Source organism: Novosphingobium sp. HNCC26DJ243, assembly GCF_057180545.1.
This window is the reverse complement of the sequence record NZ_JBXUGN010000003.1, coordinates 305,628-318,538: the sequence shown is the minus strand read 5'-3', so window position 1 is coordinate 318,538 and position 12,911 is coordinate 305,628. Positions and strand designations below refer to the sequence as shown.

At 66.9% G+C, this 12,911-nt stretch carries 12 protein-coding genes; 5 read left to right on the top strand and 7 right to left on the bottom strand.

Annotated features, from left to right (window positions below; all coding sequences use genetic code 11):
• The 3 genes from AC2A04_RS11965 to AC2A04_RS11955 form a co-directional block, all read right to left on the bottom strand.
• Positions 1 to 300, bottom strand: a complete 300-nt coding sequence (locus tag AC2A04_RS11965; protein WP_484212562.1) for a putative quinol monooxygenase — start codon at positions 298 to 300, stop codon at positions 1 to 3.
• Positions 300 to 1,673: a glutamate--cysteine ligase gene (locus tag AC2A04_RS11960; protein ID WP_484212561.1), complete on the bottom strand. Its 1,374-nt coding sequence runs from the start codon at positions 1,671 to 1,673 to the stop codon at positions 300 to 302. The genes AC2A04_RS11965 and AC2A04_RS11960 overlap by 1 nt, the downstream gene beginning before the upstream one ends.
• Positions 1,674 to 1,752: 79 nt before the next feature.
• Positions 1,753 to 2,505 (bottom strand): 16S rRNA (uracil(1498)-N(3))-methyltransferase, encoded by a 753-nt coding sequence (locus tag AC2A04_RS11955; protein WP_484212560.1) that lies wholly within the window; start codon positions 2,503 to 2,505, stop codon positions 1,753 to 1,755.
• A gap of 47 nt (positions 2,506 to 2,552) precedes the next feature.
• Here AC2A04_RS11955 and ubiA point away from each other — a divergent pair, with 47 nt between their 5' ends.
• Entirely contained in the window at positions 2,553 to 3,467 is a 915-nt protein-coding gene (gene ubiA / locus AC2A04_RS11950; RefSeq protein WP_484212559.1) for a 4-hydroxybenzoate octaprenyltransferase, read from the top strand.
• A gap of 130 nt (positions 3,468 to 3,597) precedes the next feature.
• Positions 3,598 to 4,038 (top strand): redox-sensitive transcriptional activator SoxR, encoded by a 441-nt coding sequence (gene soxR / locus AC2A04_RS11945; protein ID WP_484212558.1) that lies wholly within the window; start codon positions 3,598 to 3,600, stop codon positions 4,036 to 4,038.
• Here soxR and AC2A04_RS11940 read toward each other — a convergent pair.
• From AC2A04_RS11940 to AC2A04_RS11925, 4 genes are all read right to left on the bottom strand, one after another.
• On the bottom strand, positions 4,035 to 7,472 hold the full coding sequence (locus tag AC2A04_RS11940) for a chromosome segregation SMC family protein (RefSeq protein WP_484212557.1): 3,438 nt from the start codon (positions 7,470 to 7,472) through the stop codon (positions 4,035 to 4,037). The two genes, soxR and AC2A04_RS11940, sit on opposite strands and share 4 nt — an antisense overlap.
• Before the next feature lie 30 nt (positions 7,473 to 7,502).
• Positions 7,503 to 8,252, bottom strand: coding sequence for a thioredoxin domain-containing protein (locus tag AC2A04_RS11935; RefSeq protein ID WP_484212556.1), 750 nt, complete (start codon positions 8,250 to 8,252; stop codon positions 7,503 to 7,505).
• Positions 8,253 to 8,339: 87 nt separating this feature from the next.
• Positions 8,340 to 9,068, bottom strand: coding sequence for a thioredoxin domain-containing protein (locus AC2A04_RS11930; protein WP_484212555.1), 729 nt, complete (start codon positions 9,066 to 9,068; stop codon positions 8,340 to 8,342).
• Positions 9,065 to 9,634 (bottom strand): DUF721 domain-containing protein, encoded by a 570-nt coding sequence (locus AC2A04_RS11925; protein ID WP_484212554.1) that lies wholly within the window; start codon positions 9,632 to 9,634, stop codon positions 9,065 to 9,067. The genes AC2A04_RS11930 and AC2A04_RS11925 overlap by 4 nt, the downstream gene beginning before the upstream one ends.
• Before the next feature lie 29 nt (positions 9,635 to 9,663).
• Between AC2A04_RS11925 and AC2A04_RS11920 the strand changes: the two genes are divergently transcribed.
• From AC2A04_RS11920 to nudC, 3 genes are read left to right on the top strand one after another with little or no spacing between them, the layout of a single operon-like run.
• Positions 9,664 to 10,728: an A/G-specific adenine glycosylase gene (locus AC2A04_RS11920; protein ID WP_484212553.1), complete on the top strand. Its 1,065-nt coding sequence runs from the start codon at positions 9,664 to 9,666 to the stop codon at positions 10,726 to 10,728.
• The gene (locus AC2A04_RS11915; RefSeq protein ID WP_484212552.1) at positions 10,721 to 12,028 is read left to right on the top strand and encodes a serine hydrolase domain-containing protein; all 1,308 of its coding nucleotides are present in this window, start codon (positions 10,721 to 10,723) and stop codon (positions 12,026 to 12,028) included. The genes AC2A04_RS11920 and AC2A04_RS11915 overlap by 8 nt, the downstream gene beginning before the upstream one ends.
• The gene (nudC, locus tag AC2A04_RS11910; protein ID WP_484212551.1) at positions 12,028 to 12,909 is read left to right on the top strand and encodes an NAD(+) diphosphatase; all 882 of its coding nucleotides are present in this window, start codon (positions 12,028 to 12,030) and stop codon (positions 12,907 to 12,909) included. Before AC2A04_RS11915 ends, nudC begins: the two co-directional genes overlap by 1 nt.
• The last annotated feature ends 2 nt before the right edge of the window (positions 12,910 to 12,911 follow it).

The window sequence follows — 12,911 nt, the reverse complement described above, 5'->3', positions numbered from 1 at the left end:
TTAGAGGACGGCACCTTCGTCGGTTTCGAACACGCGGATGTTGCGGCCGTGGAGGCCAAGATCCGCGCGCTCTGCCGCCCAGACTTTCATATGCTCGGTCCCGAAATGTGCCTTGAGCGCGTCCATGTCGCGCCACTTCTCGGCAATGTGGATCAGCCCCGCATCGAGGATATCCTGCGAATAGGCGTATTCGATGCACCCATCCTCGGCCCGCGTCGCCGCGATGACCTTGGCCATCATCGGCCGGATCGCCTCGATGTTCTCTACCGGAACGCGCACGGAACCCATCACGATGATCATCAGAAGCTCTTCTCGTCGTAGATGCGGGAAAGATCGCCTTCCCACGGGCCATTGTAGAGGTCGAGCAGGCGCTCGGCCGGCGTCTTGCCAGTTGCGATGATCTCGTCGAGCGGCTGGAGATAGCCGGTCTCGTTGTCGCCAGCCTCGTTCAGGCGCGCTCTCGCCGACAGGCCGCTGCGCGAAATCGCAAGTACTTCGGCAGCGATGTCGCGCAAGGTGCCGCCGCCCGGCAGCGATGCATCGAGCCCCAGCCGAGGCACTTCGGCGCGCAGCTTCTCGCGCCCGTCCATGTCCCAGTCCTTGACCAGGTCCCACGCCGCATCGAGCGCGCCCTGATCATAGAGCAGGCCGACCCACAGCGCCGGGAGCGCGCAGATCCGGCTCCACGGTCCGCCATCGGCCCCGCGCATCTCGAGGAACGACTTGAGGCGCACTTCGGGGAAGGCCGTCGAAAGATGGTCGATCCAGTCCGATTCCCGTGGCTTTTCGCCGGGAAGGACCGACAGCTTGCCATCAAGGAAATCGCGGAACGAAAGCCCCGAAGCGTCGATGTACTTGCCCTCGCGGAACACGAAATACATCGGCACGTCGAGCATGTAGTCGACATAGCGCTCATAGCCGAAGCCCTCGTCGAATACGAACGAGAGCATCCCCGTGCGCGCCGGATCGGTATCGGTCCAGATGTGACTGCGATAGGAAAGCAGCCCGTTTGGCTTGCCTTCAAGGAACGGCGAATTGGCGAAAAGCGCGGTCGCCAGCGGCTGCAACGCCAGGCTGGTGCGGAACTTCTGCACCATGTCCGCCTCGCTCGAATAGTCGAGGTTGGTCTGGATCGTGCAGGTCCGCAGCATCATGTCGAGGCCCATCGATCCCACGCGCGGCATGTGCCGCAGCATGATGTCGTAGCGCCCCTTGGGCATGATCGGCAGTTCTGCGCGCGTCTTGTCCGGCCACAGGCCCAGACCCAGATAGCCAAGGCCCAGCTTGTCGCCGATGGTCTTGACCTGTGCGAGGTGGCGCCCGGTTTCGGCGCAGGTCTGGTGCAGGTTCTCAAGCGGCGCGCCCGACAGTTCGAGCTGGCCGGCAGGTTCAAGGCTTACCGTCCCGTCCGGACCACCCATGGCGATGACATTGTCACCCTCCATGATCGGCTCCCAGCCGAACTCGGTCAGCGCCATCAGGAGGTCGCGGATGCCGCCCGCTTCGGTGTAGGATGGCGCGCGGCGGTCCTGCGTGCGGTAGACAAACTTCTCGTGCTCGGTGCCGATGCGCCAGTCAGCCTTGGGCTTCTCGCCCTTCTGCATCGGCGCGACCAGCATGTCGCGGCTCTCGAGGATAGGATCGTTGCGATCTGAAACTTGCCGCGTGCTCATGCGCGCTTCCGTTAATGTGCCCGGCGGCTTTACACCAGCCCAATTCGTGAGACTCACTGTTGCCGGAGCGGTTGAAATCTCAGCCGAACCAGTCCCCCTGCAGGCCCATCCATAATGCGCAGCCCGCGATCGAGGCGGTCTCGCCCCGCAGGATGCGCGGCCCCAGCGCAATCGCGACTGTCGCAGGATGTGCCCGGATCGCGGCGCGCTCGGCCTCGTCGAACCCGCCTTCCGGCCCAACCAGCAGCGCCACCGGTTCCTTGCCGTGGATCGAGAACGCCGCTGCCGCCTGCATTCCGCCGTTCTCGTCGGCGAAGAACAGCTTGCGTCCCTCGGGCCAGTCGCGCAGCAACTGGTCGAGCTTCGCTGCCTCGCCCAGCGTGGGCAGGGCGGTGCGCGCGCATTGCTCGGCGGCTTCCGTCACGATTGTGCGGGCGCGTTCGGGATTGAGCTTGTCCGCCACGCAGCGCCGCGTCACCACCGGCACGATTCGCGCCACGCCCAGTTCGGTCGCCTTTTCCAGCACGAGGTCGAAATTCGGCTTCTTGAGCAGGGCGGCGCAAAGCCAGAAATCCGGCACATCCTCGCGCAGCCGCGTCTGCCGCTCCACTTCCACTGTCACGTCGCGCTTGCCGACCTCGGCCACGCGTGCCACCCACTCGCCGGTAGCATCGTCGCAGACGATCACCGCGTCACCCGGCGTCACCCGCATCACCTTGGCCAGATAATGCGCCTGCTGACCTTCGAGCACCAGGCGCATCCCCTCGCTCAAGCGCGGTTCGACGAACAGGCGCGGAGCAGACTTTGGCGGCCAGGCAGGCGTAGCAGGCATCAACAAGCGCCTAGCGCAATTCGTTGCATACAGTAAGGCTTCACGCCATGGACACGGTCACATCGGCACAGATTGTTCCCGACAGCGAGCATCGCGGCCTCGTCGCGCGCCTGCCGCAGCCCTTGCGCAACTATGCCCTGCTGGCCCGGTTCGATCGTCCGATCGGCTGGTGGTTGTTGTTCTGGCCCTGCGCGTGGGGCCTGTTCCTTGGCGGCGGCACCGCGCGCCTGGGCATTCTTGCCTGGATGCTGCTTGGTGCGATTGCCATGCGCGGGGCAGGCTGCGTCTATAACGACATCGTTGATGCCGACCTCGACGCGCGCGTCGCCCGCACCGCCGCGCGGCCGATCGCCTGCGGCGCTGTGTCGAAGAAGGCGGCATGGATCTGGCTGCTCGCGCTCTGCGCCGTTGGCCTCGTCGTCCTGCTGCAACTGCGCTGGCAGGCACAGGTCGTCGCGCTTGCCAGCCTTGCTCTCGTCGCCGCCTATCCTTTCATGAAGCGTATCACCGGCTGGCCGCAAGCGTGGCTCGGGCTGGTCTTCACCTGGGGCGCTCCCGTTGGCTGGGTAGAGGCTGCGGGCTTCGATCGCCTTGGCCCGCTCGCGGCACTCTATGCCGGGTGCTGGGCATGGTGCATGGCCTATGACACCATCTACGCCCTGCAGGACCGCGAGGATGACGCGCTGGTCGGGATCGGTTCCTCTGCCCTCTCGTTCGGCCGGCATGTCCGGGCGGGCGTCGCCGCGCTCTATGCCATGGCGCTGGCTTGCTGGGCTGGCGCGATATGGCTGGTGAGGTCCGATGCGCTGGCGCTGGCCGCGCTTGCGCCCGTCGCGCTCCATCTCGCCTGGCAGGTGGCGACGCTTCGCGAGGACGGAATCGATCCGCTCGCAAAGTTCCGCTCGAACCGCTTCGCCGGCCTGCTCATGGCAGCGGCCTGCTATGTCGTCGGCGGTGCCTGACCGGGCGCGGTGCCGAAATCCCGCGCAATTCGGACCATTAACGGCTTGCCAAGCGGTAACCTCAAGCTAACTTCAGGTCAGCGTTTTCACCCGACAGAACATAATGGATGTCGCAAAGCAGGGGGTGCGCATGAACCGAAACGATCTAATTCCGATCGGCACGCTTGCCCGGCGCACCGGCCTGGCCGTCTCTGCCATCCGTTATTACGAGGAGCGCGGCCTCGTCACCTCGCTGCGCACAGACGGCAATCAGCGCCGCTTTCTGCGCTCCGATATCCGTCGCCTGAGCTTCGTCCAGATCGCCCAGCGGCTTGGCCTTGGCTTGTCCGAGATCGAACGGGAATTGGCTGCCCTGCCACAGGGCCGGACGCCCAACGTGATGGATTGGCAGAAGATCAGCCGCTCGCTCCGCAAGGAAATCGACAGCCGCATCCAGTTGCTCACCCGCACTCGCAACAAGCTTGATGAATGCATCGGCTGCGGCTGCCTCAGTCTCGACCGCTGCCAGCTTTCGAACAAGGGCGACCGTGCGAGTGCCGCCGGCTCGGGCCCCAGATACGTGCTGGACTAGGTGTTCTCAAGCAACTCCACCGCGCCGCCCAGATCAACACTGACCAGTCGCGAGACGCCGCGCTCGACCATCGTCACGCCGAACAGGCGGTGCATGCGGCTCATCGTCACCGCGTTGTGCGTCACGATCAGGTAACGCGTGCTCGTTTCGGCCACCATCGCGTCGAGCAGGTCGCAGAAGCGCTCGATGTTGGCATCGTCCAGCGGCGCATCTACTTCGTCGAGCACGCAGATCGGCGCGGGATTGGTCAGGAACAGCGCAAAGATCAGCGCGACCGCCGTCAGCGCCTGTTCGCCGCCTGAAAGAAGCGTGAGCGATTGCAGGCGCTTGCCCGGTGGTTGGGCGAAGATTTCGAGGCCGGCTTCCAGCGGATCGTCGCTGTCGACCAGCGCCAGATGCGCCTCGCCGCCGCCGAAAAGGCGGCTGAACAGGCGGCGGAAGTGTCCGTCCACGGCTTCGAACGCCGCGCGCAGGCGTTCGCGCCCTTCGCGGTTGAGATTGCCGATCGATCCGCGCAGCCGGTGCACCGCCTCGGTCAGTTCTGCCTGTTCGGCCACGCTCGTGCCGTGGCGTCCTTCGGCCTCGGCCAGCTCCTCGGCGGCGACAAGGTTGACCGGACCGATCCGCTCGCGCTCGCCGGTCAGGCGATCCATCGCCGCGCTTTCCTCGCCCGCCGAAGCCACGAGCGCCGGATCGAATTCGAAGCGCTGCGGCAGCATCGGGGGCGGGCACTGGAAACGTTCGCCCGAAATGCCCGCCATCTCCTGACGCCGTGCATCCTCGTTCTCGGCGCGCGCGGCGGCACCGGCACGCCCTTCGCGCGCTGTCGCCAGCGCCTCGTTGGCATGGGCGAGCGCCGCATCGGCTGCCTTGGCTGCACCATCGGCCTGAGTCAGCGCGGCTTCGGCGGCGGCAAGGTCGGTCGTCAACCGGTTGCGGATTGCCTCGCCATCCTCGATCTCGCGGATCAGGCCTGCAGGTTTTGCCGCCGAGATCGCGCGCTCAGCTTCCAGTTCTTCGCGTCGTCCGGTCATCTCCGCCAGCCGCTTGGCCGCATCGCCCGCGCGCGCCTGCCAGGCGCGGATGTCGCCCTTGAGCGAAGCAAGCCGTTCGCGCCCGACTGCAATCGCCTGTTCGAGCGAGGCCGTCGCCGCCGTTGCGGCCAAGAGTCCGCTTCGCGCCGCATCGTTTCGCGCCCGCGCCGCGTCGAGCGCCTCGCGCCCCGCTGCCGGATCGGGCAAAGCCGCGCGCTTGCCTTCCGCGGCTGTGAGTTCGGCTTCGCCAGATTGCCGCTGCTCGGCAAGATCGCCCTGCGCGCGCGAAATCTCGGCCTTGCGCTGGTCGAGCCTTGCCCGCGCCGCTTCTGCCGCGTCCAGCGCCCGCAGCGCCGCGCGCTCCGCATCCGAAGCGGCCGAGATAGCCTTTTCGACTGTGCCGAGATGCGATTGGATTGCGCCCAGCGCATCGCGCACCGTTGCAAAAGCTGCTTCCGCCTCGGTGACCGCCGCGCGCCGCTCGGGCAGGAGAGCCTGCAGCTGCGCCAACCGGTTCTCCGCCTCCAGCGCGGCCGCCTCTGCCGCGCCTTCGCCGCGCGCGACGAAGCCGTCCCAGCGCCGCAGTCGTCCGCCCCTGGTTACCAGCCATTCGCCGGGCGCCAGACCCCGACCATCGTCTTCGTCCACCACGCGCACCAGCGCCAGTCGCGCCGCAAGTTCGGGCGGGCAATGCGGAATGTGGGCAGCGAGCGAATCCGGCAAGGCTGTCGGCACCTCCGCCCCGGTCCAGAACCGCCCTTCGGCATCTAACGGTGCAGGTCCTACCGGCGCTGCCGCATCGCGTCCCAGCACGGCGGCCAGCGCCCGCTCGTAGCCTGGTTCCGCGCGCGTGCCCGCAATGGCCGAGGCTCCGCGTCCTTTCGCCGCGGCCGCCTTTTCGCGTGCCGCCTTGTCCCTTGCGAGAGCATCTGCCTCGCGTTCTACACCTGCAAGTTCGGCCCGGCTCTGCGCCAGCGCGTTGCTCAAGGCGTCGCGCTCGGCTGAAAGCGCCTCGCGCCGGGTGGTCAGTTCAGCGCGCTCGCTCTGCGCCGCAGCGAGCGCGGCCGAAGCCTCGGACCGCCGTGCCTCGGCCTCGACGATCTGCGCCGCCGGATCGGCCTCGCGCGCAAGTGCCTCTGCCTGCTGGGCAATCCGCGCAGCATCGCCATCGAGCCGCGCCAGCCGCGCGCGTGCTGCCGCCACGGCGGCTTCGGCCACGCGCCATTCGGCATCGATTCCGGCTTGCTCGGCCACGCGCTGGGCAAGCGCCACCTCGGCGGCCCGCGCCGCCCTGTCGGCATCGTCGGCGGCAGCGACCAGCGCCGGTCGCCGCGCCTCGTCTGCCTTCAGCGCCACTTCGGCCACGCCCATGTCAGCCTCGAGTCGCGTCATCGTGGCTGCCGCATCCTCGGTCAGCCGGTCGGCGCTCGAACGATCCTCCTCGATGCGCGCAAGCTGCCGGTCGATGTCCTTGACGCGCTGTTCGGCGGCTTCGAGTTGAGCGGTCAGCGAGGCCATGCGCTGCCCGTGTGCCGACGAGTCCTGCCGCCGGTCAAACAAGTCGTCGCGCGCCTGCGCCAGTGCCGCGGCCGCCTTGTGCTGTGCGTCCTGCGCTGCCTTGGCGAGGCCTTGCGCAGTTTCGACCCGCTCGTCCGCTGCGCGCGCTTCCTTGCGCGCGGCATCGGCCGCCGCTGCGGCATCGCGCCAGCGCGCAAACACCAGCCGCGCTTCGGCCAGCCGGATCTTCTCGCTAACCGCCTTGTAGCGCTCGGCCGCGCGCGCCTGTCGGCGCAGCGTCGCAATCTGGCTTTCGAGGCCCGAAAGCATGTCCTCCAGCCGGGCGAGGTTGGCCTCGGTCGCGCGCAGCTTCTGCTCGGCATCGCGGCGGCGCACGTGGAGGCCGGCAATGCCCGCCGCCTCTTCGAGCATCATCCGCCGCTCGGCAGGTTTGGCGGCGATGACCGCTGCGATGCGTCCCTGGCTGACCAGCGCCGGACTGTGCGCGCCGGTTGCCGCGTCCGCAAAGACCAAGGCAACATCCTTGGCGCGCACGTCTCGCCCGTTCACGCGATAGGCACTGCCCGCGCCACGCTCGATCCGGCGGACGACTTCAAGCTCTCCGCCGAAAGGTCCTGCAGGATCGGTCTCAGCGGTCAGCAGCACTTCGGCAAAGGCGCGCGAGGGCCGTGTCGCGGTCCCGGCGAAGATCACGTCTTCCATGCCCCCGCCGCGCATGGACTTGGCGCTGCTCTCGCCCATGACCCAGCGGATCGCTTCGAGCAGGTTGGATTTGCCGCAGCCGTTGGGGCCGACAACCCCGGTAAGGCCGGGTTCGATGCGCAGTTCGGCAGGCTCGACAAAGCTCTTGAAGCCGGAAAGCTTCAATCGCTTGATCTGCACCGCCTGTCCCCCCGAACCCCGACGCCGCCCTTAGCGCGCGCCTGCCTTCTGCAGCAGGGGTTCAAGCTGGGCCCATTCCGCAACGCCGGTCTTGCTGCCGTTCAGGAAGAAAGTCGGCGTGCCGGTGATGTCGTATTCCTTGCTCCACTGGTCGTTCGTGGTCGCCAGCTTGGTCGCCTTGGCGGTGTCCGCAAGGCAGGCCGACCCTTGCGCCGCTGCAATCCCGCGCGAGGCGAAGAACTCGCTCATTCCGCCCAGTTGCGCGATCCCGGCAAAGCGCTGTTCGACCGGCAGGTTCGATACCTGCTGGAATGCCGCATCGTCTTTCTGCAGGTTGGCGAACATGTTGGGCTGCCATTCCCAGAACTGCTCGGAAAGCGGGATCACCGCCTCGGGCGATCCGCAGGTGGCGAGCAATGCGGCTGGCATGTCGAGCGCGTTCAGGAGGAACAGGCGCAGCTCATAGCTCACCCGGCCCGATGCGATGTATTCGTCGCGCAGCTTGGGGAAGCCCTCCTTCGAAAAGGCCGCGCAGTGCGAGCACGATAGCGCGCCGAATTCGATCAGCTTGATCGGCGCATTCGGGTTGCCCATCAGGTAGCCACCCTCGGGCGTTGGCGCGAACGTCTCGGTCCAGCTCTTGCCGGCAGGTGCTGCGATCTTGGCGATGGGCTCGGAACTGGCGACGTCGCCGCTCGCGGCGTCACCCTTCTTGTCGCATGCGGCAAGGCCGAGCGTCAGGGGCAGGGCGGCAAGAAGCAGGGCGCGGGCGAATTTCATCGTCTGGGGATTCCCGTGGCTGGATTTTGACGGACGCTAGCCGATCAGGGCCTGCGTTTGAAGGGGGAGGCGCATTCGATGCGGGCTTTACTTCAGCCGCGCCTCGAGCTGCGGCTTGAGCGAGGCCCAGTCGTGCGTGCCGGCAAGCAGCACGCCCTCGATCATGAAGCTCGGCGTACCGCTGACGAAATACTTGTCCATCGCCTCGTCCGTCTGTGCGGCCAGCTTCTTGGCCAGCGCCTCGTTGGCCAGGCACCGGTCGACTGCGGTGCGGTCCATCCCGCGCGCAGCCATGAATTCGTAGAACTTGAAGTCGCTGGCGATCGCGCGGGTGCGCGCGGCAAACGGCCCCGTGGTCCAGCGCTGGCGCTGTGCCTCGCTCGATTTGGTGGCAGGCACGATCCATGTCGCCTGGTTGCGCATGAATGCGGTGTGCAGCGGAAAGAAGCGGTTGGCCGGAACGCAATTTGTCAGCAGCGCCACGGTCATGTCGATCGGGTCGCGCACGAAATTGCGCACCTCGATCGCGCCCTTGCCAGGCGCGACCATGCCGATCTTCAGCTGCGCTTCGGATTCCACTTCGAAATGCGAACAGTGCGGGCAGGTGTAGCTGACGAATTCGACCAGACGCAGGGGTGCTGCCGGATTGCCAAGCAGGTGGTTGCCCTCGGCCGTAAGTGATCCGGCCGCCACCCAGTTCGCGCGCGAGACGGGCTTGGCGAGTTTGCCCGCACCCGTCCCCGCACTTGGCCCAGCACCGGTCAGCGTAACAAGCGCGCTGAGGGCCAGCGCCACGGTTGCCCATGCCTTCTTCACGAAACCTTCCCCTTGGCTACCACGTCCAGACTCCGCGCCAGGCTTTCCAGCACCGTACGCAATTCGGGATCGCCGATGTCACGCAATGAATCCCCCAGTTCCATCGGAATGGGCTTGAGCGAAAGCGGCGCGGCCCGCGGCGCTTCCTTCGCCTTTGGCGCCTGAACAACACCTTGCCGGATCTTGACGCGCGCCACCGCGCGATAGCCGAAAAAGCGGTTCACCCGCTCGATGATCTCGGGGATCACGTGCTGGATGATCGTCGCGTGGGCGGGCGTCACCACAAGCTGCAGGATGCCTTCGGCCTTCTCGCCGGGCGCAAAGCGGATCGATTCCGGCATGCAGTGCCGGGCGTGGCGTTCGCCCACGATCTCGGGCCAGCGTGTGACCACACTCGATTGCACGAAGCCGAAGCGGCGGAAGGCGGTGCGGCCGATTGCGGGCATCAGATCGGAAATCTGCCGCGCCTCGCCTCCGCGCGGCCGCTCATAGGGCTTGCCCGAAGCAGGCTTGCCCGCTGCGTGCGTCTTCTTCTTCTTGCCGGCGTCCGAAGGGGTGCTTTCCATCTTGCCCGCCGCCATGCCATAGCGACGCGATGCAAGCCAGAGCGCAACTCACGCCTAATTCTCAAGCCGCTGAGATCGCACCCGAATTGCTCGCCTGGTACGATGCCAATGCCCGCCGCCTGCCGTGGCGCGCACAGCCGGGCGAACCCGCGCCCGATCCTTATCGCGTGTGGCTGTCCGAAGTCATGCTCCAGCAGACGACTGTCGCCGCCGTCGGACCCTATTTCGCGAGATTCACCACTCGCTGGCCCAAGGTGACCGATCTTGCGGCGGCCGACGATGCCGATGTCATGGCCGCATGGGCCGGGCTCGGTTACTATGCCCGCGCTCGCAACCTGCTCGCCTGCGCGCGCGCCGTGGCGGGGCAGGGGGGCACGTTCCCCGATAGCGAAGAAGCCTTGCGCGCGCTTCCCGGCCTTGGCGAATACACTGCCGCTGCCGTCGCCGCGATCGCCTTTGGGCGGCGCGCCGTCGTCATCGATGCCAATGTCGAACGCGTCGTTGCGCGCCTCTTCGCCATCGACGAACCCCTGCCTGCCGCCAAGCCCGCCATCCGCTTTGCCGCCGGGCAAGTCACGCCGGACCTGCGCGCCGGCGATTTCGCGCAAGCCATGATGGATCTGGGCGCCACGATCTGCACCGCCCGTTCCCCGCGTTGCCTGCTCTGTCCCTTGCGCACCCACTGTCGCGGCTATGCCGATGGCGCGCCCGAGCGCTTGCCGGTGAAGGCCGCGAAGAAGGTCAAGCCGACCCGCGCCGGCCGCGCCTACTGGATCGAGCGCGACGGACAGGTCCTGCTTGTCCAGCGCACTGCAAAGGGCATGCTCGGCGGCATGCGCGCGCTGCCCGACGACGGCTGGTCGGCCCGGGGTGACGGCGATCAGCCGCTCGCGGGCGACTGGCGGCCCGGCGGCATCGTCCGCCACGGCTTCACCCATTTCGATCTCGAATTGCAATTGATGCTTTGCGCCTCGCCTGAATTGGCTAGTCTGCCTGCGGGAGAATGGTGGCCGGTCGACGCGATCGAGGTTGCCGGACTGCCGACCGTGTTTGCCAAGGCGGCGCGGCTTGCAGTTGCTGAGAGGAATGCCTGACCACATGAACGCCATGACTTTTTCGCGCCGCGGATTGATCGCAAGCTTCGGCGCCCTGGCCGGAACCTCGCTCCTGCCGCGCATGGCTTTTGCCAGTGCCGCTGCCGAAGCGCGCTATCCCGCCGTCTCGCAGATGATCGAAGGATACGTCGGATCGGGCAAGCTGCCCGGCATGATTGCCGCGCTCGGCCAGGGCAGCAGCGCCGCCCCGCTCGACATCGCGCGCGGCACGCTCGCGAAGGGCAATCCTGTCCCGATCGACATGGACAGCCTGTTTCGCATCTATTCGATGACCAAGCCGATCACCGGCATGGCCGCGATGATCCTGATCGATGAAGGCAAGCTCGGGCTCGACCAGCCGATTGCCGATCTGATCCCCGCGTTCGGCAAGATGCAGGTGCAAGTCACGCCCGATGGCTCCATCACCGACCTGCGTCCCGCGCGCACGCAGATCACCGTGCGCCACCTGCTCACTCACACGGCGGGCCTTGGCTACTCGATCATTCAGTCCGGCCCGATCAAGGACGCCTATATCAACGCCGGCCTCGTCCCCGGACAGGCGAGCCGCATGCCGGTTGCGATGTTCGGTTCGGCCAAGCCGCTCGCCAGCCTCGCCGAATTTGCCGAGGTCCTCGCGACGATGCCGCTCGTCCACGAACCCGGCACCGTTTGGAGCTATTCCGTCGGGCTCGATCTGCTCGGTCGCGTGATCGAGATCGCCAGCGGCATGCCCTTCGACCGCTTCCTCCACGAACGCATCTTCGTGCCCGCGGGCATGGCGTCCACCTGGTTCCGCGTGCCGGCAAGCGAAGCGGCACGCCTCACCACCAATTACGCCGTCGCAGGCGATCTCCTCCTGCCGATCGATCCGGGCAAGGCGTCGATCTATCTCGATCAGCCGCCCTACCCCTTTGGCGGAGCAGGGCTGGTCTCATCCCCGCGCGATTACGACCGCTTTCTCGCCATGCTGCTGGGCTACGGCAAGATCGACGGGCGTCAGGTCATGAGTGAGGCAGCAGTGCGTCTGGGCACCAGCAATCTCCTGCCGCAAGGGACCGACCTTTCGCGCTCCTTCATCGCTGGCAACGGCTTCGGCGCGGGTGGCTCGGTCGGCCTGGGCGAGGATGCCGGAACCTTTGGCTGGGCGGGGGCTGCGGGGACCGTCGGCTTCGTCAACTATCGCGCGGCGATCCGCGCCGGGATCTACACGCAATACATGCCGGCCCAGGCCTATCCGGTGCACCGTGAATTCGCCAAGGCCGTACTGGCCGACGTTACCGCAGGGAAGGTCGCAGCCTGATGGACACCACGATTGCCTTTGCAGGCGCAGGCCTCGATCGCGCCGATCACATCCGCGCCGATGCCGAAAAGCTCGGCGCCTTGAAGAACTGGCGCGCGCGCCTGCTCAGGCTTGACGGGATCGACCCGGTCATCGCGCCTGATGGCAGCCTCGATTGGGGCACGCTGGCCGATGCAGACCCTGCCGCGGAACTGGTGTTCCTCGGCCTCATGGAAGACGGGCGCGCATGCTTCGCGCAAGTCACGCCCGCGATCATGGGCTCGGTCGCCCCGCCCAACCCGCGCCTGTGGAGCGCAATGGGAATGCTCTCCCCGGCCGATCTCGCCATCTATGGCGGCGCGCGCAGTCTTGTCGACTGGCACGCCCGCCACCGCTTCTGCGCCCGCTGCGGCAGCCCCACGGTACTCGCCAAGGGGGGGTGGCAGCGCAATTGCACCAGCCAGACTTGCAAGGGCGAACACTTCCCGCGCGTCGATCCGGTCACGATCATGACCGTCGAATGCGATGGCCAGCTCCTGCTCGGCCGGCAGCCCCGCTTCCCCCCACGCCGCTATTCCGCGCTCGCAGGCTTCGTCGAACCCGGCGAGAGCCTCGAAGGCGCGGTCAAGCGCGAGGTCCTGGAAGAAGCCGGCGTCAAGGCGCACTCGGTCGAATACGTCGCCAGCCAGCCATGGCCGTTTCCGTCATCCCTGATGATCGGCTGCCACGCCTATGCCGACGACAAGACCATCGTGATCGACGAGACCGAACTCGATGACGCCCGCTGGTTCACCCGTGATGAAGTCGCCCACGCAATGACCGGCGCCGAAGACGGCGCCTTCATCGCGCCCCCGCCGTTTGCGGTGGCGCATCATCTGCTGAAGTGGTGGCTGGGGAGGTAGCC